This window comes from Streptomyces dryopteridis (genome assembly GCF_049606955.1).
In the GTDB taxonomy this organism is placed as follows: domain Bacteria; phylum Actinomycetota; class Actinomycetes; order Streptomycetales; family Streptomycetaceae; genus Streptomyces.
Window position 1 is genome coordinate 3,094,573 of the sequence record NZ_CP187113.1, and the last position, 20,879, is coordinate 3,115,451.

17 protein-coding genes are annotated in these 20,879 nt (G+C 74.7%); 9 read left to right on the top strand and 8 right to left on the bottom strand.

All coding sequences use genetic code 11. From position 1 onward, the window contains the following. Positions 1 to 259: 259 nt before the first annotated feature. The 3 genes from ACN20G_RS13170 (at position 260) to ACN20G_RS13180 (ending at position 4,819) form a co-directional block, all read left to right on the top strand. The gene (locus tag ACN20G_RS13170) at positions 260 to 1,546 is read left to right on the top strand and encodes a hypothetical protein (RefSeq protein ID WP_424212948.1); all 1,287 of its coding nucleotides are present in this window, start codon (positions 260 to 262) and stop codon (positions 1,544 to 1,546) included. 393 nt (positions 1,547 to 1,939) lie between these two features. Further along, positions 1,940 to 4,279 (top strand): helix-turn-helix domain-containing protein, encoded by a 2,340-nt coding sequence (locus ACN20G_RS13175; RefSeq protein ID WP_424212949.1) that lies wholly within the window; start codon positions 1,940 to 1,942, stop codon positions 4,277 to 4,279. 66 nt (positions 4,280 to 4,345) lie between these two features. Beyond that, positions 4,346 to 4,819: a GNAT family N-acetyltransferase gene (locus tag ACN20G_RS13180; protein WP_424212950.1), complete on the top strand. Its 474-nt coding sequence runs from the start codon at positions 4,346 to 4,348 to the stop codon at positions 4,817 to 4,819. Positions 4,820 to 4,923: 104 nt separating this feature from the next. On the opposite strand, the gene ACN20G_RS13185 is transcribed toward ACN20G_RS13180, so the two are convergent. Further along, positions 4,924 to 6,255 carry an IS701 family transposase gene (locus ACN20G_RS13185; protein WP_424212951.1) on the bottom strand — a complete coding sequence of 444 codons (1,332 nt, stop codon included), beginning with the start codon at positions 6,253 to 6,255 and terminating at the stop codon, positions 4,924 to 4,926. Positions 6,256 to 6,565: 310 nt separating this feature from the next. Then, the gene (locus ACN20G_RS13190) at positions 6,566 to 6,985 is read right to left on the bottom strand and encodes a DUF3151 domain-containing protein (RefSeq protein ID WP_424212952.1); all 420 of its coding nucleotides are present in this window, start codon (positions 6,983 to 6,985) and stop codon (positions 6,566 to 6,568) included. 406 nt (positions 6,986 to 7,391) lie between these two features. Between ACN20G_RS13190 and ACN20G_RS13195 the strand changes: the two genes are divergently transcribed. From ACN20G_RS13195 to ACN20G_RS13205, 3 genes are all read left to right on the top strand, one after another. Next, complete coding sequence (locus tag ACN20G_RS13195) at positions 7,392 to 8,240, top strand: tryptophan 2,3-dioxygenase family protein (protein WP_424212953.1); 849 nt, start codon at positions 7,392 to 7,394, stop codon at positions 8,238 to 8,240. After that, positions 8,233 to 9,504, top strand: coding sequence for a kynureninase (gene kynU / locus ACN20G_RS13200; RefSeq protein WP_424212954.1), 1,272 nt, complete (start codon positions 8,233 to 8,235; stop codon positions 9,502 to 9,504). Before ACN20G_RS13195 ends, kynU begins: the two co-directional genes overlap by 8 nt. A gap of 147 nt (positions 9,505 to 9,651) precedes the next feature. Next, a complete protein-coding gene (locus tag ACN20G_RS13205; protein WP_424212955.1) occupies positions 9,652 to 10,551 on the top strand; it encodes an alpha/beta hydrolase family protein in 900 nt (299 codons plus the stop codon). 95 nt (positions 10,552 to 10,646) lie between these two features. Here ACN20G_RS13205 and ACN20G_RS13210 read toward each other — a convergent pair whose 3' ends face one another. Next, complete coding sequence (locus ACN20G_RS13210) at positions 10,647 to 11,930, bottom strand: adenylosuccinate synthase (RefSeq protein ID WP_424212956.1); 1,284 nt, start codon at positions 11,928 to 11,930, stop codon at positions 10,647 to 10,649. Positions 11,931 to 12,093: 163 nt separating this feature from the next. On the opposite strand from ACN20G_RS13210, the gene ACN20G_RS13215 reads away from it, so the two are divergent. After that, positions 12,094 to 12,987 carry a diacylglycerol kinase gene (locus ACN20G_RS13215; RefSeq protein ID WP_424212958.1) on the top strand — a complete coding sequence of 298 codons (894 nt, stop codon included), beginning with the start codon at positions 12,094 to 12,096 and terminating at the stop codon, positions 12,985 to 12,987. 16 nt (positions 12,988 to 13,003) lie between these two features. Here the strand turns inward: ACN20G_RS13215 and ACN20G_RS13220 are convergent, their stop codons facing one another. Beyond that, on the bottom strand, positions 13,004 to 13,567 hold the full coding sequence (locus ACN20G_RS13220) for a GbsR/MarR family transcriptional regulator (RefSeq protein WP_424212959.1): 564 nt from the start codon (positions 13,565 to 13,567) through the stop codon (positions 13,004 to 13,006). A gap of 96 nt (positions 13,568 to 13,663) precedes the next feature. On the opposite strand from ACN20G_RS13220, the gene ACN20G_RS13225 reads away from it, so the two are divergent. Then, on the top strand, positions 13,664 to 14,569 hold the full coding sequence (locus ACN20G_RS13225) for an ATP-binding cassette domain-containing protein (RefSeq protein ID WP_424212960.1): 906 nt from the start codon (positions 13,664 to 13,666) through the stop codon (positions 14,567 to 14,569). Beyond that, positions 14,566 to 16,161, top strand: coding sequence for an ABC transporter permease (locus ACN20G_RS13230; protein WP_424212961.1), 1,596 nt, complete (start codon positions 14,566 to 14,568; stop codon positions 16,159 to 16,161). Before ACN20G_RS13225 ends, ACN20G_RS13230 begins: the two co-directional genes overlap by 4 nt. A 79-nt stretch (positions 16,162 to 16,240) precedes the next feature. Here ACN20G_RS13230 and ACN20G_RS13235 read toward each other — a convergent pair whose 3' ends face one another. The 4 genes from ACN20G_RS13235 to ACN20G_RS13250 form a co-directional block, all read right to left on the bottom strand. Continuing rightward, entirely contained in the window at positions 16,241 to 17,494 is a 1,254-nt protein-coding gene (locus ACN20G_RS13235; RefSeq protein WP_424212962.1) for a cytochrome P450, read from the bottom strand. A 69-nt stretch (positions 17,495 to 17,563) separates the two neighbouring features. After that, positions 17,564 to 18,247, bottom strand: coding sequence for a response regulator (locus tag ACN20G_RS13240; RefSeq protein ID WP_424212963.1), 684 nt, complete (start codon positions 18,245 to 18,247; stop codon positions 17,564 to 17,566). Beyond that, positions 18,244 to 19,617, bottom strand: coding sequence for a sensor histidine kinase (locus ACN20G_RS13245; protein ID WP_424212964.1), 1,374 nt, complete (start codon positions 19,615 to 19,617; stop codon positions 18,244 to 18,246). The genes ACN20G_RS13240 and ACN20G_RS13245 overlap by 4 nt, the downstream gene beginning before the upstream one ends. A gap of 122 nt (positions 19,618 to 19,739) precedes the next feature. After that, positions 19,740 to 20,762, bottom strand: a complete 1,023-nt coding sequence (locus tag ACN20G_RS13250; RefSeq protein WP_424212965.1) for an alpha/beta hydrolase — start codon at positions 20,760 to 20,762, stop codon at positions 19,740 to 19,742. Positions 20,763 to 20,879 lie beyond the last annotated feature (117 nt).

Below are 20,879 nucleotides of genomic sequence, written 5' to 3' on the forward strand. Positions count from 1 at the left end.
CGAGCCGCTAACCGAAACGTTCCATTCCGCTACCTGATGAAAGCCTGACGGGCCCAGCCCCGCTCGGCATTCTCTCGGGTATGTTTTTCTGACACCGAGTCGGGCACCGCCCGCCGAAGTATTCGAGAGGTAACCCGCATGTCCAGCGAGACCCTGTTCCTTCCCGGCCCCGTCGACACCGGCTGGAATCGCTGACCGGGCCGGGCGGCACCACCGAGGGACCGGAATCCGGCCGATGCGCCCAGGGGGGACGTCACCCGTGCCCGACACGACCGCGCCACTGATCGCGATCGTGCACCGAGGCACGCCCGGACGCGCGTCCGCCGCCGCCTACGCGGCGCGTGACGGGGTGTCGGAGGCCGGGGTGCGGGCCGTCCTGGTGTCCGCGCTGGCACCGGACGAGCCCGGGTGGGCGCGGGCGCGCACCGCGCGGGGGCTGATCCTGGGGGCGCCCCTGCCGGGCGACGGCGACGCCGGCGCGGAGCCGTGGTGGCGGGGCCTGCCCGTCGCGGGCTTCGCCGACCCGGGACCGGCGGCCGACCCGCTCGGCGCGCTCGGGCCCTTCGAGGCATACGACCCGAGCTGCCGGCTCGCCGACCTCCGCGCGGACGCCATCGTGCGGGGCCTGCGCTGGATGGGGCCCGACCTGCCCACCGGCTGGTTCGCGAGGGCCTCCGACGAGGCGGTCCTGGACGGGGTTCGCGCGGCGGCCGCCCGCGTCGCCCGGCAGGTCCTCGACCCGGCGCCCTTCTACTCGCGACCGGCCCTGACACACGTCGGCCTCGGCTGCCCCGACCCGGAGCCCGCCCGCCCGCGAGCCCCGCACGCCGGGCCCTCGTACGCCGGGCCCCCGCACCCGCAGAACCCGGCGCGGTCGACCCCCGAAGCCGAGGCGGGCGCTGCCGACCTCGACGCGCGCGGCATCGGCTGCGCCCCCGGGGACGGTCTGCCGGCCGGCGGCCCCGAGGACCCGGAGGACCCGGACGGTCGCCGTCCGCGGACGCACGAGGGACCGCACGCGGCGGCCCGGGAAGGCGGCGCGTCCGCCGTCACCTCGCCCCGCGCCCCCGTCCCCTCCGCCTCCCCGGGGCCGGCCCGCCGGCTGCGGCTGGTCCCCCCGCTCCCCGACGGCTCGGCGACCCCGATCCCGGGCGCGCTCACCGCCGAACACGAGACGCACCCGTCGGAACCGGACCTTCCGGAGCACTCCCCGTACAACGTGCCGTTCCGTACGCGCTCCTCCCGCACCGCCCGCGCGCTCCTCGCCGAGGCCCCCGCCGGCCGTGAACCGGAACGGACCCGCTCCGGCGCGGGCACCGGCGACGCCGCCCGCCCGGACCGCCGTTCCGCCCTCGCGTCCGTGCACCCCCTGCCCCCGCCCCGGGAGGCGCGGGCCTCCCGGGACACCGAGTCCGAGGTCCTCGACGCGCGGGGGGAGTCGCGGGAGGAGCGCTTCGGACCCGTGGGTTCCGTCACATCGCTGCCCGCGCCGGCGGGTCCCGCGCGTCCCGCCGGCCGCTCCGCCTCCCTCCCCTTGAGTCGCTGACCTCCCCCGCGCGGACCCCGCGTGCTCCCCGCCCACCTGCCGAAGGCCGCCGCCCACACCGGGTGCGGGCCGCTCGCGAGGTTCCGTTTCGCCCGCTCCGGGGACGCTTTCCGCCCCGAGGGCCCCGGCCGCCCCGAACCGCGTTTCGGCTATCGCCCCGGATAGCATCGGTTTGACCCCGGACGGCGCGGCTCTTAGGTTCAAGTGACCTGATTCCACTGGGTGGAACGCCGGTCGAGCACGTGGAACGGACCGCTCTCGTCGCGCGGCGACGATCGGTGTACGTCCCGCGGCCAGGCGGGACCAAGCGGAACCAACCGAGCCCGCAGCGGAGTTGGGTGGACGAAGGCCGGGGCCGAGGGGCGAGACGGCGGGGGGCGAGGCGGGAGATCCGTGACCGAGGGGGACGGGAACATACCCGGGACAGGGCGAGAGCCGGACGCGAGCACGCACCGGCACCACACGGCCGAAGTCACCGGGGAGTCGATCCACACCGCCGAACACACCGGCGCGGCGGGTCCGCTGATCGTGCTGGAACTGTTGGCCCGGGACGCTCCCGCCGCCCGCTTCGACGTCATGCTGGAACGGGCCCGCCGGTCCGGACGCCCCGCCGCCGAGGTCGCGGCGCTGGCCCGCGCGGTGACCCTCGCGCACAGCATCCGCGAGACCACCGGACGCCACCGGGAACGCGACGCCACGCTGGCGGCCCTCGTGGACACCGCCCACGACCTGACCTCGACCCACGACCTGGACGCCCTGCTCCGCATGATCGTCCGCCGGGCCCGTCGGCTGCTCGCCTTCGACATGGTCTACATCACCCTCCACCGCGCCGACGGGCACTCCTACGTGCGCACCTCGGACGGCGAGACCCGCTCCTATCCGGTGGGCCAGGTGATCGGCCCCGGCGAGGGTCTCGGCGGCATCGCCGAACAGCGCCGCGCCCCCGTCTGGACCTCCGACTACCTCGCCGACCGGAGCATCGGGCACACCGACGCCTCCTCGGCCACCGCCCGGGCCGAGAACCTCCGCGCGGTCGTCGCCGTTCCCCTGCGGCACGGGGACAGCACCCTCGGCGTCCTGTACGGGGCCAACCGCGCGGGCCGCACGTTCACCTCCGACGAGATCGCGGCCCTCCTCTCGCTGGCCGACCTGGCCGCGGTGGCCTGCGAGAAGGCCGGACTGCTGGAGCGGACCCTGGACGAGGTCAGCGCCCTGGAACGGTTCGGCTCCACCACCCACGCCAACCTCACCCGGGTGCGGCACCTGTGGGAATGCCACGCGCGGCTGTCCCGGCTCGTGCTCGACGGCGCCGGGGTCGAGGTCCTCACCCGGGCCATCGCGGACGCCCTCGACGGGGAACTGCGCGTGCACGATCCGGGCGGCCGGATCATCGCCTCCTCCCACCCCGTGCCGGATCGCGACGTGCCCTGCGTGGCCGCCGCGGTGGGTTCCGCTTCCGACCCGGGGCCGGGTTCCGGTTGTGTCCGCCCGCCGACCGGCGCCGGCGCCGTCCCGGCCGATGCCCGAGCCGGCCGGGGCCCGGACCCCGACGGCGCACCGTCGGAGGACACCGCCGTCGAGGCGCCGGCAGCGCCCGCGCGGGAGCACCGGCCCGACCCCGTCGGCGGCGCGGCCGCCGACCCGCGAGCCTGCGTCGACCGTTGGCCCTCGGACGCCTCCGTCCTGCGCACCTACCTCCAGGCCCGGATCGCCCGGCGCGCCGTCGAACTGCCCCCCGCCCTCGACGCCCCCGAGCCCGCCGCCCCGGTCTGGGTCGCCCCCATCTCGGCGGGCGCCGAGGACCTGGGCATGCTCGCCCTGCGCCCCAACGAGCCCCTCACCGAAGAGGACGTGCTGCTCTTCGAACAGGCCGCGCTCACGGTGGCCGCGCTGCTGCTGATCCAACGCGGCGCGGCGGCGGCCGAGGGACCCGTCCGTGACGAGCTCCTGCGGGATCTCCTCGACCGGGGCCACCACACCGACCAGAACCTGCGCGAACGCAGCCGTCGGCTCGGCGTCGACCTCGACGTGCCGCACGTCCTGGTGCTGACCCGGCCCGAGGGCGGCAGCCTGGGCAAGGCCGCCGCCTGGGCAGGGGCCTTCGTCCACCGCATGAGCGGGCTCAAGGCCGTGCGACGGGGCTGCGTCGTGCTCCTCCTGCCCGGCTCCGACCCCTCCCTCGCCGCCCGTCAGGTCTCCGCCGAGCTCGGCCCCCTGCTCGGCACCGCCGTCTCCACCGGAGCGGCCGGCCCCACCAAGGGCGCCGGCTCGGTGGCCACGGTCTACGAGGAGGCCGTGCGCTGCCTGGACGCGCTCACCGCCCTGCACGGCGTGGGCGGCACCGCCTCCCTCGACGAACTCGGCTTCCTGGGGTTGCTGCTCTCCGCCGACCACGACGTGGACTCCTTCATCGCCGGGGCCATCGGACCGGTCGTCGACTACGACGAGGCCCGGTTCACCGAGCTCACCCGCACCCTCGACGCCTACTTCGAGTCCGGGGGCAGCCCCACCCACGCGGCCGAGGCCCTGCACGTGCACCCCAACACGGTGCACCGGCGCCTGGAACGCATCGCGGACCTGCTCGGCGAGGGCTGGCAGCGCCCCGAGCAGGCCCTGGAGATCCAGATGGCGCTGCGGCTGCGCAAGACCCGGGACGTGCTCCACGCGCGCCGGACCGATGCGCCGTCGGCGGACGGGGCCCTGCGCGGCTGGGGCGGCGGTCCGCACGGCTGAGCGCCCGATCGAGGGCCCGATCGAGGGCCGGGCCTCCGCGACGGGCCGCGGCGTAGACTCGGCCGGATGACGCCGACCACCACGATCGTGCGGGCCACGGCCGCCGACTCCCGTCGCCTGACCCGGCTCGTACGGGACTCCGCCGCCTACCGGGGCCGGTACGCGGCGATGGTCGCGGACTACCGGGTCGGACCCTCCTACATAGAGGCCCACGAGGTCCACAAGGCGGTTCGCGCCGGCGAGGACCGGGCCCTCGGCTTCTACTCCCTGCTGGTGGACTCCGCCGAGCTCGACCTGGCCTTCGTCGGTGACGAGGCCCAGGGCACGGGGATCGGCCGTCGGCTCCTCGCGCACATGCTCGACCGGGCGGCGTCCCTCGGCCTGGACGAGGTGCGGGTGGTCTCGCACCCGCCCGCCGAGGAGTTCTACCGACGGCTCGGTGCGGTCCGGGTCGGCACGGTCCCGGCCTCGCGGCACGTCGCGTGGGACCGCCCCGAACTGGTCTTCACGGTGCCCGGGCGCGTGGCCTCCGGGGCCTGACCCCGGCCGGACCGAAGCCCCCGCGAGCCTTGAGCGGGCGTGTTTCACGTGAAACACGCCTCGCGGAGGCATGTTTCACGTGAAACGGGACGGCGCGGAGCCCCTCAGCCCGCCACGCGGGACTGGGCGACGGCCGGGATCCCGGCCGTGCCGTTGAGCGCGCGGGCCGCGTGGGCCACCGAGGCCATCGTCACGTGCCGGTGCCAGCCGCTCAACGAGCGCCCGGCGAAGTCCCGCAGCCCCACCTCCTGGGCACTGTGGCCGGCGGCCGAGACCCGACGGGCCTGCTTGGTCAGCCTCAGCAGGGCCGGGGCGGCGGGCCGCACCAGGTCCGTGATCCAGAGCTCCGACGGGGGCTTGCGCGGGTCGGACCACTCGCCGAGCAGCATCAGGTGCCGCCGTCGCATCGGCGAGGGGTCCGGCATCATCACCCGCACCGCCCCGACGAAGGACATCCGACGCCGGCCGGGAGCGGCCGGGTCCGACCAGTCCACCGCCGTGCGCAGACCGCGCACGCTCTGCAGGATGTCCTGGGCCGTCAGCGTGCCCGCCCCGTGGCCCGGCACCGCCGGGTCCGTCACCAGCAGCCGGGTGCCGGGCGCGACCCGGGCCACCACGGGCAGCCGGGCCTCCGCGAACCGGTTCAGCGTGGAACGGGTGCCGATGTCCCGGATGTCCAGCAGCACCGGACGCGGCGGCAGGTCCAGGTCCCGCAGGGTGTCGAGCACGGCGGCGGCCGCGCTCTCCTCGTACGTCTCCTCGTGCCCGTCGCCGTCCGGGCCGACCGTCCGAGCGGTCCCCCCGGACCGCGTCGAAGGACGCCCGTCACGACCCTCGGAGAGGCTCGCGCACGCGGCGGCGAAGGCGCGCTCGGGAGCCGCCTGCGTGCCGAACCCGGACCGCTCCCCTCCGGCGGGCCGCAGCACGGAACCGGCGCCCCGGGCGCCCCGCTCCGCCGTCTCGGGCAGGAACATCCGCCAGCCGACCGGGGTCACGAACTCGGCCGAGCTGAACCACACGCCGAATGCCTGCTGGCCCCGGAACATGGTGTTCTGGTGCGGGTCGAAACGGTGCCCGACCCCCACCGAACGGTCCCCGCCCTTCGGGATCGCCAACGGCTGCGCGATCCAGGCCGACAGCGGCGACTGTTGCGCCAGGTGTCGGGCCAGCGCCGCGCGGATGGGCTGCCAGTCCCAGGTGGACGAGGTGATGAAGTGGTGCAGGCTCTGTTCGTCCGCCGAACCCCCCGCCTGCGCCGCGATGTTCCGGATCGACTTGCGGCCCTGGGTGGCCAACAGCCCCCGGACGTAGGTCAGCCCCTTCTCCCGCTGGTCGCGACGGCGCAGCGAACCGAGCACCGCCTCACACAGCTCGTCGATGTCGGCGTCAACGCCGTCGCGGTGGATCCTGCGCACCCGTGAGACGGTGGTGGTCACAACAAAGCCCCCTCAGACCTCGGTCGTCTGCCTTGTCCACGGTCCCCCGCAGGCCCCTCCCGGGGGGAGGTGGGCCGGCCACACACCTTGGGTCCGGGGTGGTGGGGCGCCCACCACCCCGAGCGCCCGCTCGCCGCCCGTTCACCCCCGGTTCGCCCCGGATGCCGGTTAGACGCCCCCGAGACCCCCGGAAGGGATCCCTCCGCCCGCGTTCCGGGCCCGCGTCCGGAATGCGAACCGGCCCGGTCCGCGAGGCGGGACCGGGCCGGGAACGGACGGACGGACCGTGCCGTGCGCGTGGGGGCGAATATCAGCCGAGCAGCTCGGCGAAGCCCTCGGCGCTGCTGTCCTTGAGGAACTGCCGGCAGCGGTCGGCCTCCTCGGTCTCCTCGATCGCGCCGGCCGCGCGGGACAGGGCGGCCAGGCAACGCAGGAACCCGCGGTTCGCCTCGTGGCTCCACGGCACCGGGCCGTGCCCCTTCCAGCCCGCGCGCCGCAGCGCGTCCAGGCCCCGGTGGTAACCCGTCCGGGCGTACGCGTACGACTCGATGACCCGGCCGCCCGCGAAGGCGTCCTCGGCCAGGAGGGCCCAGGCGAGGGAGTGGGTCGGGAAGGCGGCGGCCACCTCGGCGGGCGTGGCCGAGCCGCCGGCCAGCAGGGCGGCGGCGTCCTCGTTCTCCGGCAGGTGGGTCGGGTTGGGTCCGTCCAGCAGGTTCTGGTGAATAGCCATGCGTGCAGTCTGCCATTCGCGCCCCCGCCCCCCGACGGATCCGTCACGCAGCTCCGCCGCCCCCGCCCCGCGTCCCGGGACGGACGCAGCATTCCGGCCTGACGGCATGTGCCCGCCGACTGTGCCCGCACCCCGGATCGGGGCTCCCGCACCCCGCCGGCACCCGCCCCGAAGGCCCGCCCGCACCCTGTCGGCGACCCCGGTCCGGAATCCTCGGAAGCCCCCGCGCGGGCACCCGCCGGCCGGACCCGCGCACCCGGCCCGCGAGCCGTTCCTGTGATGCCGGTCACCCACCGCTGGAGGGTCCCCGAGAAGCGGTCCTATGATGCGAACAGGGGACCGGGGCTCCACCCAGCACAAGGAAGGGGCGGACCGCTACCCGGAAGCACGTGTCGAGGAGACAGCGATGTCGCACGCACCCCTTGATGCCTCCGGAGCCGGTTCGGACGCCCCGAACCTCGACTTCGCCGGCACCACCCCGTACGAGGACTACGTCCAGGCCGACGTGCTCACCCACCTCCAGCACCCCCTCTCCGACGATCCGGGCGAGATGGTCTTCCTGGTCACCACCCAGGTCATGGAGCTGTGGTTCACGGTCATCGTGCACGAATGGGAGACCGCCGCCCGCGCCCTGCGCGAGGACCGGCTGCCCGTCGCGATGGACGCGCTCAAGCGCTCCGTCCGCGAGCTGGACGCCCTGAACGCCTCCTGGCGACCGCTCGCCCAGCTCACCCCCGCCCAGTTCAACTCCTATCGCTCCGCCCTCGGCGAGGGCTCCGGATTCCAGTCCGCGATGTACCGCCGGATGGAGTTCCTGCTCGGCGAGAAGTCCGCGTCCATGCTGGTCCCGCACCGGGCCGCACCGCGCGTGCACGCCGAGCTGGAGAAGGCCATCCAGGAACCCAGCCTGTACGACGAGGTCCTGCGCCTGCTCCACCGGCGCGGCCTGCCCATCCCGACCGAGGTCCTCGACCGCGACCCGGCCGCCCGCCACGAACCCTCCCCGCAGGTCGAGGCCGTGTGGGCCGAGCTCTACGCGGCCGGGGACGACAACTCCGACCTGGTGCGCCTGGGCGAGGCCCTCACCGACGTGGCCGAACTGGTCTGGCGCTGGCGCAACGACCACCTGGTCGCCACCCGCCGCGCCATGGGCTCCAAGGTGGGCACCGGCGGCTCCGCCGGCGTGGCCTGGCTGGAGAAGCGCGCCGCGAAGAACGTCTTCCCCGAGCTGTGGACGGCGCGCAGCCATGTCTGAGCCGACCCCCGCGAACCCGCCCGTCCCGCCCGTCCCGTCCACCGCCGGCGAGGCCGACCTGCGGGCCCGGGCCGAGGCCCTGGACGCCGTCGACCCGCTGGCCCCGGTCCGCAAGCGGTTCGCCCTCCCCGCCGGCGTGGTCTACCTCGACGGCAACTCCCTCGGCGCCCTCCCCGGCGCCGTCCCCGGCCGGATGGCCGAGGTCGTCGGCCGGGAATGGGGCGAGCTGCTCATCCGGTCCTGGACCGAGAGCGGCTGGTGGACCGCGCCCGAGCGGATCGGCGACCGGATCGCCCCGCTGATCGGCGCGGCCCCCGGGCAGGTGGTGGTGGGCGACTCCACCAGCGTCAACCTGTTCAAGGCCCTGGTCGGGGCGGCCCGCCTGGTCGCCGCGCGCCCCGACGGGGACACCCGCACCGACCTCCTCGTCGACGCCGCCACCTTCCCCACCGACGGCTACATCGCGGGCTCCGTCGCCCGGATGACCGGACTCACGCCGGTCCCCGTGGACCTCACCGACCCGGTCGCCCGTGCCGGGGCCTTCGGCCCGAACACCGCCGTCGTCCTCTTCAACCACGTGGACTACCGCACCGGCCGGCTCCACGACCTGCCCGCGCTGACGGCCGCCGCGCACGCCGCCGGCGCCGTCATCGTCTGGGACCTCTGCCACAGTGCCGGGGCCCTGCCCGTGGACCTCGACGCGCACGCGGTGGACCTGGCCGTGGGCTGCACCTACAAGTACCTCAACGGCGGGCCCGGCGCCCCCGCCTGGCTCTACGTCGCGGCCCGCCACCAGACGGGGTTCGACTCGCCGCTGCCGGGGTGGAACTCGCACGCCGAACCCTTCGCGATGACGACGGAGTACACGCCCACCGACGACGCCCGACGGGGCCGGGTCGGCACCCCCGACATCCTCTCCATGCTCGCGCTGGAAGCGGCCCTGGACGCGTGGGACGGGGTCACGATCGAGGAGGTCAGGGCGAAGTCCCTGGCCCTGACCGACTTCTTCCTCGAATGCGTCGCCGCCTACCTTCCGGTCGGCCGGGTGGAGCCGGTGACCCCGCTCGCCCACGCCGAACGCGGCAGCCAGGTCTCCCTGCGCACCCCGGACGCCGCCGAGCTCATGCGGCGGCTCATCGAACGGGGCGTGATCGGGGACTTCCGCACCCCGGACGTGCTCCGGTTCGGCTTCACCCCGCTCTACGTGGGCTTCGCCGAGGCCGAGGCCGCGGCCCGGGTCCTCGCGGAACTCTGCCGCGACTGAGCGTCCGGCGGCCCCGCTTGTGCGGGCGGGCGGTGTTTCACGTGAAACGGGCAGCTGTTTCACGTGAAACACCGCGCTCGTTTCACGTGGGACAACCCGCCCGCCCCATACTTCGAGCAGCTCGTGCGTGAGGAGAACCCCAGCCCGATGACGGACCCCGCCGCCGAACGGGACGCCGCCGAGGAGGCGTCCGCCTTCTCCCACCCGGCCGTGCCGCCCGACGCGACCGCCTCCTACGGGGACCACCCCGACCAGGTCGTGGACTTCTACGCCCCCCGGGACGAGGGGACCGGTCCGGTGCCGCTCGTCGTGCTCGTCCACGGTGGGGCCTGGCGTGCGCCCTACGACCGCGTGCACGTCTCCCCGCTCGCCGACCACCTGGCCCGCAGGGGCTTCGCCGTGGCCAGCGTGGAGTACCGCCGGGGTCCGGAGCGTTCGGCGGCCGGGCCGCTCCCGCATCCGGCGGCGCCGGCCGGCACCCCGCTCGCGGGGCGGTGGCCGGCCACGCTGGACGACGTCGCCGCCGCGTTCGACGTGCTGCCCGCGCTGGCGCGGGCGGCGCTGCCCCGGGCCGATCCCGCGCGGACGGTGATCACGGGGCACTCGGCCGGCGGGCAGCTCGCGTTGTGGGCGGCGGCCCGTCACCTGTTGCCCGCCGACGCGCCGTGGTGGCTGTCCGCGCCTCCGGCCCTGCGCGGGGTGGTGGCCCTGGCGCCGATCGCCGATCTGCGGCTCGCGGAGGAACTCGACGTGTGCGGCGGGGCGAGCGGGCAGTTCCTCGGCGGGCCGGCGCACTTCGCGGACCGCTTGCCCTACGCCGATCCCGCGTCGCTGCTGCCCACGGGCATCGCCACGACGATCGTGCACGGGCGGGCCGACCTCGTCGTGCCCGCCGAGGTGACGGAGGGGTACGTGGCGGCGGCGGCCTTCGCGGGGGAGCCCATCGGGCTGACCCTGCTGGACGAGGTCGGGCACTTTCCGCTCATCGACCCGGCGGCCGACGCGTGCGCCGTGGTGGCCGAGGAGATCGCGCAACTCGCCTGGTGAGCGCCGCTGAGCCGGGTCCGGGTTCCGGCGAAGACGAGGGGCGGCCCGACGCCGTGCGTCGAACCGCCCCTCGGGTGTCCCGGGTCCCGGGCTCCTTACAGGAAGGAGTTGATCTCGATGGTCTCGTCGCGGCCGGGGCCGACGCCGATCGCCGAGATCGGGGCGCCGGACATGTCCTCCAGCGCCTTCACGTAGTTCTGCGCGTTCTTCGGCAGCTCGGAGAAGGTCTTCGCCTTGGTGATGTCCTCGGACCAGCCGGGCAGGGTCTCGTAGATCGGCTTCGCGTGGTGGAAGTCGGACTGCGAGTAGGGCAGCTCCTCGACGCGCTTGCCGTCGATCTCGTACGCGACGCAGACCGGGATCTCCTCCCAGCCGGTCAGCACGTCGAGCTTGGTGAGGAAGAAGTCCGTCAGGCCGTTCACGCGGGTCGCGTAGCGGGCGATCGGGGCGTCGAACCAGCCGCAGCGACGGTCACGGCCGGTGGTGACACCGCGCTCGCCGCCGATGCGGCGCAGCGCCTCGCCGTCCTCGTCGAACAGCTCGGTCGGGAACGGGCCGGCGCCGACGCGGGTCGTGTACGCCTTCAGGATGCCGATCACGCGCGAGATCTTGGTGGGGCCGACACCGGTACCGGTGCAGGCGCCGCCCGCGGTCGGGTTCGAGGAGGTGACGAAGGGGTACGTGCCGTGGTCCACGTCGAGCAGGGTGCCCTGCCCGCCCTCGAACAGCACGACCTTGTCCTCGTCGAGCGCGTTGTTGAGGATCAGGGTGGTGTCGGCGACGAAGGGCTTGATCTGCTCCGCGTAACCGAGCATCTCCTCGACGATCCGCCCGGACTCGATGGCCCGACGGTTGTAGAGCTTCGCCAGGAGCTGGTTCTTGCCCTCGAGGGCCGCCTCGACCTTCTGGGTCAGGATCGACTCGTCGTACAGGTCCTGGACCCGGATGCCCACGCGGTTGATCTTGTCGGCGTAGGTCGGGCCGATGCCGCGGCCGGTGGTGCCGATCTTGCGCTTGCCGAGGAAGCGCTCGCCCACCTTGTCGAGGGTGACGTTGTAGGGCGTGATCAGGTGCGCGTTGCCGCTGATCAGCAGCTTCGAGGTGTCGATGCCGCGCTCGTTCAGGCCGCGCAGCTCGGAGAGGAGCACGGACGGGTCGATGACGACACCGTTGCCGATGACCGGCGTGCACGTGGGTGAGAGGATCCCGGAAGGGAGCAGGTGAAGCGCGTACTTCTGATCACCTACGACGACCGTGTGGCCGGCGTTGTTGCCGCCCTGGTAGCGGACCACGTAGTCGACGGAGCCACCGAGGAGGTCGGTGGCCTTTCCCTTGCCCTCGTCACCCCACTGGGCTCCGAGCAGCACAAGAGCGGGCACAGGCGTACACCTCTTCCGGATGGGGCATGTCCAAGGTCAGGGGGCGTACGACGATGTACACCGCAGGCTGAGCCGTCGGACCGGTGCCCCGGAATAGACGAAGCCCCTGGCGCAATAGCGCAAGGGGCTCTTGCACAAAGATGCTACCCGAGGAAGGACCGAGGTGTCGGCTCCAGAGCCCACCACGAGGCGCACGGCCACGCCGGCAGGCGGATTGCTCGTGCTGGTGGACCCCCAGGCACGGCGACTCGACGGAGAGTCCGTGCGGATCGCGAGGGACGTGCTGAGCGCGGGAGCGGCGGCGAAGATCTGCCTTCCCGAGGGCCCCGAGGAGTTCGCGCGGGCACTCGCCCGCCGCGGCAGTCGCAGGCCCGTCATCGTGGGGGACGACCGGGCGCTGGTGCGGGCGGTGAGCCTGTTGCACCAGGGGCGGGAGTTGGCGGCGGGGGAGCTGTCGCTGGTGCCGGTGGGACCGCCGACAGCGTTGTCACTGGCGCACGGGCTGGGCGTTCCGGTGGGCGCCGTGGCCGCCGCGCGCGCCGTGCTGGCGGGCCGGCCCCGGCCCTGCGACCTGCTCGTCGACGACAGCGACAACATCGTGCTGCGCGCGCTGCGCATCGTGCCCGGCGCGCCCGCGGTCCCCGCCGGGCGGTTCCCGGCCGGCGCGGGAGGGGCTCCGGGGGCGCAGGCGGTGGGGCCGACGCTGTGGAGCGCGTGCCGCTCGCTGGTGCGGACCCTGGTGCGCCCGCCGGTGACCGGGCGCACCGGGCCGGCGGGTCACCGGCTGCGGGTGGAGGTGGACGGCACGCTGCTGGTGGACGTGGACCGTCCGGTGGAGGCGCTCACGGTGGCGACGGCGCCCTCCGACTCGGAGCGGGCGGGGCTGGCCGAGGTCGTGATCCTCACCTCGGACGGGCAGGTCCGCGCGCGGGCCCGGACGGTGACGGTCTCGGGCGCGGACTTCCGCTACCGGGCCGACGAGGCGCCGACCGGGCCGGTCCGGCGGCGCACGTGGACCCTGCGGCCCTCGGGCTGGAACCTCACGCTGCCCTCCTGAGCCGGCGGGCCGGCCCTCAGTCGAGCGGGGGCAGGCCGATCGTCGCGCGGTGCTCCCGCCAGCGGTCGAGGAGGGCGTGCAGTTCGTTCTGCAGGAACTCGAAGAAGGCCGCGGTCTCGGCGACCCGGCTGCCGGCCGGGGTGTCCGGGCCGAGGGAGAGGGCGCCGTCGCGCAGGGTCCTCTCCCACAGGGTCAGGACCTGGTCGCGGCGGGTGAAGGTCTCGTACCAGAGCTCGTTGTGCAGCACGTAGCGGTCGCGTCGGGAGCCGGGTTCCCGTTCCCGGCTGACCATGTTGACCTGCGTGAGGTAGGAGATGGCGCCGGAGACGGCGGCCGGGCTGATCCGAAGGGCCGCGCCGAGTTCGGCCGAGGTCATCGCGGCCTTGTCGCTGGCCAGCAGGGCCGCGAAGACCCGTGCCGCCATGCGCTGCATGCCGGCGTCGGTGAGCTGGCCGGCGAAGCGCTCCACGAAGCGGGACACCGCCTCGGGGTCGCGCGTGCCCGCCGGCGCGGCCTCCGGGCGTGGTTCGGGACTCGTGCCGGGGCTCGTGCCGGGGCTCTCGTGCGTGGTCATCGTCATCGCTCCCTCGTGGTCCGATCGGCCGCCTCGACCTTTACGAACTTTACGGGATTCCCATGGTTCACAAATTTGTGAAGGAAGCGTACGTTCGGAGCCATGACGAAGGCCATCAGCATCGCCGGACTCCACAAGGGCTTCGGCCGCACCCCCGCGCTGGACGGGCTCGACCTGGAGGTCCGCACCGGCGAGGTCCACGGGTTCCTCGGTCCGAACGGGGCCGGCAAGTCCACCACCATCCGCGTCCTGCTCGGCCTGCTCCGCGCCGACTCCGGGACCGTCTCCCTCCTCGGCGGCGATCCCTGGGCCCGGGCCGTGGAGCTGCACCGCCGCCTCGCGTACGTCCCCGGCGACGTCACCCTCTGGCGCAACCTGACCGGCGGCGAGGTCATCGACCTGCACGGCCGGCTGCGCGGTGGCCTCGACCCCGCCCGGCGCGCGGAGCTCATCGGCCGCTTCGACCTCGACCCGACGAAACGCGGCCGCGCGTACAGCAAGGGCAACCGGCAGAAGGTCGCGCTCGTGGCCGCCTTCGCCTCGGACGCCGAACTGCTCGTGCTGGACGAGCCGACCTCCGGGCTCGACCCGCTGATGGAGGAGGTGTTCCGGTCCTGCGTCACCGAGGCCAAGGCCGCCGGCCGCACCGTGCTGCTCTCCTCCCACGTGCTCAGCGAGGTGGAGGCCCTGTGCGATCGGGTCAGCATCGTCCGCAAGGGCCGCACGGTGGAGACCGGCACCCTCGCCGACCTGCGCCACCTCACCCGCACCTCGATCACCGCCGACCTGCGCGCCGTCCCCCCGCCCGAGCTCGCGGCCGTCCCCGGGGTGCACGACGTGGTGACCACGGGCACCTCCCTGCGGTGCCAGGTGGACGGCGACCGGGTCGGCGACCTCCTGGCCCGGCTGACGGCCGTGGGCGTGCGCGGCCTCACCGCGACCCCGCCCACCCTGGAGGAGCTGTTCCTGCGGCACTACGCGGACGAGCCGACGGGAGCGGCCCGATGACCGCCCCCCGAACCCACTGCCTGACCGGCGCCGGCGCGCTGCTCCGGTTGGCGTTGCGCCGGGACCGGGTGTTCATCCCCGGGTGGGTCGCCGGCACCGCCCTGCTCGTCCTGTCCATGCCCAAGGCCCTGGGCAGTGTCTACGCGACGGCCGCCGAGCGGGCCGAACTGGTGCGGTCCACGGCGGGCAACGGCTCGCTCCGCGCGCTCTACGGCCCCTTGTACGGGGACTCGCTCGGCGCGTTGACGGCCTGGCGGTCGGGGGTGTTCGCGGCGATCCTGGCCGCCGCGATGAGTCTGATGATCGTGGTCCGGCACACCCGGGAGGACGAGGAAGAGGGGCGGCACGAACTGCTCGGGGCCCTGCCCGTCGGCCGACTCGCCCCGCTCGCGGCGGCCCTCGGCGCGGCCGGCATCGCGAACCTGCTGGTGGCGATCGCGATCGGGGCCGGTCTGGCCGGACAGGGCGCGGCCGGGGCGGTGGCGCTGGGCCTGGCCGTGGCGGGCGCGGGCCTGACGTTCGCGGGCCTCGCGGCGTGCGCGGCGCAGTGGGCGGGCACGGCGCGGGCCGCCCGGGGGGTGACGGTGGGGCTGTTGGGCTCGGCCTTCGCCCTGCGGGCCGTCGCCGACGCGGGCGGGTCGGGGGTCGGCGCCCGGCTCGGCGGGCTCTCGCCCCTGGGGTGGGTCACGCGGGTCCGCCCGTTCGCCTCCGTGCACCTGTGGCCCCTGGGGTGTCTGCTCGCGGCCGGCGTGCTGTCGGCGACCCTGGCCGTGGTGGCCTCCACCCGCCGGGACCTGGGGGCCGGCCTGTTCGCGGCCCGTCCGGGACCGGCCGGCGGCGGCCCGGGGTCCTGCGCCGCCCTGGCCCTGCGGTTGCAGCGGGGCGCGCTCCTGGGGTGGGCGGCCGGATTCCTGGTCGCGGGCCTGGTGTTCGGGGCGATGGCGCGAGGGGCAGGCGAACTGGTCGGCACGAACGAGAACTCGCGCCGGATCATCGAGCGGATGGGCGGCGGCGGCTCGATGACGGACGCGTTCCTCGCCACGATGGTCGGCATGTTCGGGCTGGTGGCGACCCTGTTCGCGGTGGGTTCGGCCTTGCGTCCGCACGCGGAGGAGAGTGGCGGGCGCGCCGAGTGGCTGCTCGGGGCGCCGGTCGGACGGCTGCGCTGGGCCGGGGCCCACCTCGGTGTCGCGTTCCTCGGGTCGGTGGTCCTGCTCCTCGCGGCCGGCGCGGGTCTGGCACTCGGTCACGGGCAGGACGGCGGGCGGCTCTTGGGCGCGAGCCTGGCGCAGGTCCCGGCGGTGTGGGTGCTCGCGGGAGTGGCGGCCCTGCTGTACGGGGCGGTGCCCCGGTTCGCGGTCGGCGCGTGGGCGGTGGCGGGGATCGTGTTGGCCCTGGGCTGGGTCGGCCCGGCCCTGGACCTGCCGGCCCGGGTGCTGGACCTGTCGCCCTTCGCCCACCTGCCGAAGCTGCCGGCGCCGCCGGGATCTTCGGCCGTCTCCGCCGCCCCGTTCCTGGTGACGGTGGCCGTGGCGACGCTCCTCACGGCACTCGGCCTGGCGGCACTGCGGCGGCGCGATCTGCGGACGTGACGCGTCGTCGGCGTCCGGGGGGTGCTGTTTCACGTGAAACAGCACCCCGACTGCCCTGCCCGAAGCCGGACCTGAGCTCTCAGCAGGTGACGTTCAATCCGGTGAGGCCCCGGATCACGAAGCTCGAACCCCATCGCGGCTCCTCGACAAGACGGAGCTCGGGAGTGCTCGGATCGAGGAGGGCGCCGAAGGAGGCGACGAGTTCGGCGCGGGCCAGCGGGGCGCCGAGGCAGTAGTGGATGCCGGCCCCGAATCCGACGTGCGGGTTCTCCCGTCGCCCGAGGTCGAGCGCGTCGGGATCGCGGAACCTCTCCTCGTCCCGATTGGCCGATCCGAAGAGCAGCGCCAGCTCGGAGCCGCGCGGGATCCGCACCCCGTCGATCTCGATGTCCTCCAGGACCCACCGCTCGAAGAGCTGGAGCGGGGTGTCGAAACGCAAAAGTTCATCCACAGCTGTGGACAACTTTTCGCGATACGCGATCCGGGCCCTGCTCCCGTCCCCGTCGGAGGCCGCCGCGGCCGCCTCCGAGCGCAGCTCGGCGAGCTTCTCGGGGTGGCGCAGCAGCGCCCACCAGCCGTTCGCCGTCGTGTTGACCGTGGCCTCGTGGCCGGCGTTCAACAGCAGCACGCACGTGGAGATCATCTCCTGTTCGCTCAGCCGGTCGCCCTCGTCGTGGACGGCGATGAGCGCCGAGATCAGATCCTCGCCCGGGGCCCGACGACGCTCGGTGATCAACGCGCGGAGGTACGCGCTGAACTCCTCCGAGGCGATCACGGCCCGTCGCGCCGCCTCCGGGCTCGGCCGCAGGTCGTACATGCCGCAGATGGCCGCCGACCACGGGCGCAACGCGGCCCGGTCGGCCTCCGGGATGCCGAGCAGTTCCGCGATCACGGCCACGGGCAGCGGCTCGGCGATCTCGGTCAACAGGTCCCCGCCGCCAGCCGCGACGAACCCGGCGGCGGATCGACGCGCCATCCGTTCGACGGTGGGCACGAGGCGTTCCACGGTGCGCGGGGTGAACGCCCGGGCCACGAGCCGCCGTACCCGCCCGTGCGCGGGGTCCTCCAGGTCCAACAGCCCGAAGTCGTTGAGGGTGTGGAAGGGCTCCTGCTCGGGCGGTGGCGGAGTCCGGCCGAACTCCTCGTGGGTGTAACGGTGCAGGTAGGTGCGGCCGAGGCGACGATCCCTCAGCAGGGCGCTCACATCGGCGTGGCGGGGCACGAGCCACTGGCCGCTGGGCTCGTAGCGGATGACGCGTCCCTGGGCGCGCAGCGCGCGGAGTGCGGGATAGGGGTCGGCGATGAACGTCGGGTCCCACGGGTCGAAATCCATGGCCCGTACGGTAGGCGCCCCCGCGGCTCCCCGCAGCGGCGCCGGACCCGGGTGCGGCGCCGGCGCGGCTCACCGGAAGGGCATGCCCTGGGGCGCCGGGGCCACCAGGCGGGCCTCGTACGCGAACACGGCGGCCTGGGTGCGGTCCCGCAGCCCCAGTTTCACCAACACCCGGCTGACGTGGGTCTTGACGGTGGACTCGGCCACCGACAGGTGCTCGGCGATCTCGCCGTTGGACAGCCCGTGGGCGATCAACGTCAGCACCTCGCTCTCGCGGTCGGTCAGTTCGTCGAGCGTCCGGCGCTCGGTGAGGGGCCGGCGGGTTCCGTCGAGTCGGGTGAACTCCGTGATCAACCGGCGGGTCACGGAGGGCGCCAGCAGCGCCTCCCCGTCGGCCACGACCCGCACGCCCTCGGCGAGCTGTCGGGCGGAGGCGTCCTTCAGCAGGAACCCGGAGGCGCCGGCGCGCAGCGCCTCGTACACGTACTCGTCCAGGTCGAAGGTGGTGAGGACCAGCACCTTGGTCGCCCCGCCGGATCCCACGATGACCCGGGTGGCCTCCAGCCCGTTCATCTCGGGCATGCGGATGTCCATCAGCACCACGTCCGGGCTCAGCCGGGCGACCTGCTCGACGGCCTCGCGTCCGTTCACGGCCTCCCCGACGACCTCGATGTCGGGTTGGGCACCCAAGAGCACGGAGAAGCCCTCGCGCACCATCATCTGGTCGTCGACGATCAGCACGCGCACGCTCATGCCTCCGCTCCCGGCTTCGTCAGGCCCTCGACCGCCTCGGCGCGCGGCGCGGGAACGAACACGGAGACCTCGTAACCGCCCTCGGCGGTGGGCCCGGTCGTGATCTCGCCGTGCAGCATCGCCACCCGCTCCCGCATCCCCGTCAGCCCGTGGCCGGCGCCGGGCGAGGGCCGGACCTCCTTGGAGGGCCGCTCGTTCACGACGCGCAGGCCCAGGCCGCCGAGCACGTAGGAGATCTCGACGTTCGCCTCCGCCCCGGGAGCGTGTCGCAGCACGTTGCTCAACGCCTCCTGCACGATGCGGTACGCCGACAGCTCCACGCCCTGGGGCAGGGGACGCCGGCCACCGGTGAGGGTCTTGGTGACGCGGATTCCGGCCCCGTGCACGTTGGCGATCAGGGAGTCGAGGTCCGCGAGGGTGGGCTGCGGGGCGTCCGGGGCCTCGAAGTCCGCGGTCCGGACCACGCCGAGGACCCGCCGCAGTTCGGTCAGCGCGGCGACGGCGTTCTCCCGGATGGTCGCGAACGCGGCCTCCAGCTCCGGCGGCGGGTTCTCCACCCGGTAGGGGGCCGCCTCGGCCTGGATGGCGACGACGGACATGTGGTGGGCGACCACGTCGTGCAGCTCGCGGGCGATGGTGGTGCGCTCTTCGAGGAGGGTGCGCATGCCGCGTTCGGCGGCGGTGACCTCGCGCTCGGCGGACACCTCGCGCGCGGCGCCCCGACGGACCTGCTGCACGCAGATCAGCAACAGGAGGAAGGCACTGACCGGGATCATCGCGAGGACCCCGGCGTGCGGCTGGAAGAACCCGGACAGCAGCCAGGCCCCGACGCCGAAGCCGCTGTTGACCACCCACATCCACAGGGCGGTCGAGGGCCGGGTCCGCAGGGCCACGACGGCCAGCACGGCCAGGGTGACGGGGAACGCTGCCATGGCCCAGGGCCAGGCGGGTCGGCCCGCGTCGGTGCCGGCCAGCAGCACCGAGGCCCCCATGAGGATCCAGAAGGCGCCGACGGGACGGGTGAGCGTGACCACGAGCGGGCCGGCGGTCAGCACGGCGAGGAACAGCGCCGGCACGAGCCCGTAGGACGGGAGGTGGGAGGCGAGCGCGGCGATGAACAGGATCGCCGAGAGGCCCATGACCAGGGCGTGCCGCGTGTGGCGGGCGGCTTGGCGTATCCCCTCGGGCAGCCGGCGGACGAACGGCCCGTCGGCGGGGGAGGGGGCCAGCGGCACCCGGGCGAACGGCTCGTTCAGGAGGTTGTCGCGGAAGGAGTTCCACAGGGGAACCACGGGGTTCTCGACGGGGGACCCGTCGGCGGCGGGGTGCGGTGGCGTGGCGATCCGGATCGACCGGATGGTGTCCGTCATGCCGGAAACGTTAGGCGGGCGGGCCGGACGGCCGCGTCCCCCGTCGCGCCGATCTTCCGGGGTCCTCCTCAAGACGGACCCCGAGGCGGACCCCGGGCCGGATCCCGACCCGGGGCGGGGCCTCAGGGCGTGGCGGTGCCGAGGACCACGCGGGCGAGGGAGTCGAGGGGGACGCTGCCGGGGCGCAGGTAGTCGCTGTGCCCGCCGTCGCCCGCGGGAAGGATCCGGGCGCCGAAGGACGGGGTCATCGGGTCGGTGCCCAGGCCCAGGTCGCCGATCCGGACGTGGGGGATGTCGGCTATCCAGTCGGCCGAGCCGCGGGCGGCCCAGACCCGGGCCGGGGTGGGGAGGTCGGCGGCGGTGCGGGCGTCGCCCGTGCCGGGGCTGCCGTAGAGGACGAGGTCGGCGACGGCCGGGCCGGTGTCGGTCCGGGCGCACACCACCGAGCCGTAGGAGTGGCACAGCAGGCTGAACCGGGTGTCGGGTCCGGTCAGTCGCGCGAGGCGGTCCAGGAACGGGCCCAGGGCGCGTGCGCCCTCGTCGGCGCGGGCCGTGGTGACGACGGCGCCGCCCACGGTCTCGGGGGTGGTGTAGCCGAGCCAGGCGACGACCGCCGTCGGCGTGTCCGCTTCGGAGAGCCGCTCGTGGAGGGCCGCGGCGCCGTCGCGCATCCGGCGGTAGGTGTCCAGGGAGGTGTCCGAGCCGGGGACGAGCACCGCCACCCTGCGCGCCCGTGACAGGTCTCCGAAGACCTCCACGAGTCGTCCCGGTCCGCGCCCGTCGAACTCCAGCAGGTTCGGCCGGTCCGCCGCGAGCGAGGCCAGGGCCGCCGCCCGTTCGGGGTGCCGGCCGTCCCCGGCCATCCGGGCGGCCGCGGTCAGGGCGGAGAGTTGGGCCGCCCGCCGGGCCTCGGGCGGGGTGCCGGCCGGCAGGTCGAGGGGGGCCGGCGCGGGGGCCGCGGGGACGGGGGCGGCGCCCGCGACGGGAGCCGTCAGTCCCAGCAGCACCAGGGTCGCCAGGGCCACGCGCGCGAGCCGGCCCGGCCTCCGGAGGCGCCGGGTGAGCGGCGGGACGGTCGCCGCCGGGTCGGCCTTCGGGGCTCCGGAGCGGGTGCGGGCGGCGGGGGTGGTGGCGGGGGTGCGCATGGTGGCCTTCCGGGCGGCGACGGGGCGGCGCCCGAGGGGAACCGTCCGGGCGAGGCCGACCGTAGGAAGGGGGCCGCCGGCGGGGCGTCACGCCGTGGGGCCGGCTCGTGTCTGGCA

What these genes read in the sequence shown, in the direction of transcription:
- ACN20G_RS13180 (WP_424212950.1), top strand. Translation starts at nt 4,346, where the DNA reads ATGACGCCGACCACCACGATCGTGCGGGCCACGGCCGCCGACTCCCGT.
- ACN20G_RS13190 (WP_424212952.1), bottom strand. Translation starts at nt 6,985, where the DNA reads ATGGCTATTCACCAGAACCTGCTGGACGGACCCAACCCGACCCACCTG.
- ACN20G_RS13195 (WP_424212953.1), top strand. Translation starts at nt 7,392, where the DNA reads ATGTCGCACGCACCCCTTGATGCCTCCGGAGCCGGTTCGGACGCCCCG.
- kynU (WP_424212954.1), top strand. Translation starts at nt 8,233, where the DNA reads ATGTCTGAGCCGACCCCCGCGAACCCGCCCGTCCCGCCCGTCCCGTCC.
- ACN20G_RS13205 (WP_424212955.1), top strand. Translation starts at nt 9,652, where the DNA reads ATGACGGACCCCGCCGCCGAACGGGACGCCGCCGAGGAGGCGTCCGCC.
- ACN20G_RS13220 (WP_424212959.1), bottom strand. Translation starts at nt 13,567, where the DNA reads ATGACGATGACCACGCACGAGAGCCCCGGCACGAGCCCCGGCACGAGT.
- ACN20G_RS13225 (WP_424212960.1), top strand. Translation starts at nt 13,664, where the DNA reads ATGACGAAGGCCATCAGCATCGCCGGACTCCACAAGGGCTTCGGCCGC.
- ACN20G_RS13230 (WP_424212961.1), top strand. Translation starts at nt 14,566, where the DNA reads ATGACCGCCCCCCGAACCCACTGCCTGACCGGCGCCGGCGCGCTGCTC.
- ACN20G_RS13235 (WP_424212962.1), bottom strand. Translation starts at nt 17,494, where the DNA reads ATGGATTTCGACCCGTGGGACCCGACGTTCATCGCCGACCCCTATCCC.
- ACN20G_RS13240 (WP_424212963.1), bottom strand. Translation starts at nt 18,247, where the DNA reads ATGAGCGTGCGCGTGCTGATCGTCGACGACCAGATGATGGTGCGCGAG.
- ACN20G_RS13245 (WP_424212964.1), bottom strand. Translation starts at nt 19,617, where the DNA reads ATGACGGACACCATCCGGTCGATCCGGATCGCCACGCCACCGCACCCC.
- ACN20G_RS13250 (WP_424212965.1), bottom strand. Translation starts at nt 20,762, where the DNA reads ATGCGCACCCCCGCCACCACCCCCGCCGCCCGCACCCGCTCCGGAGCC.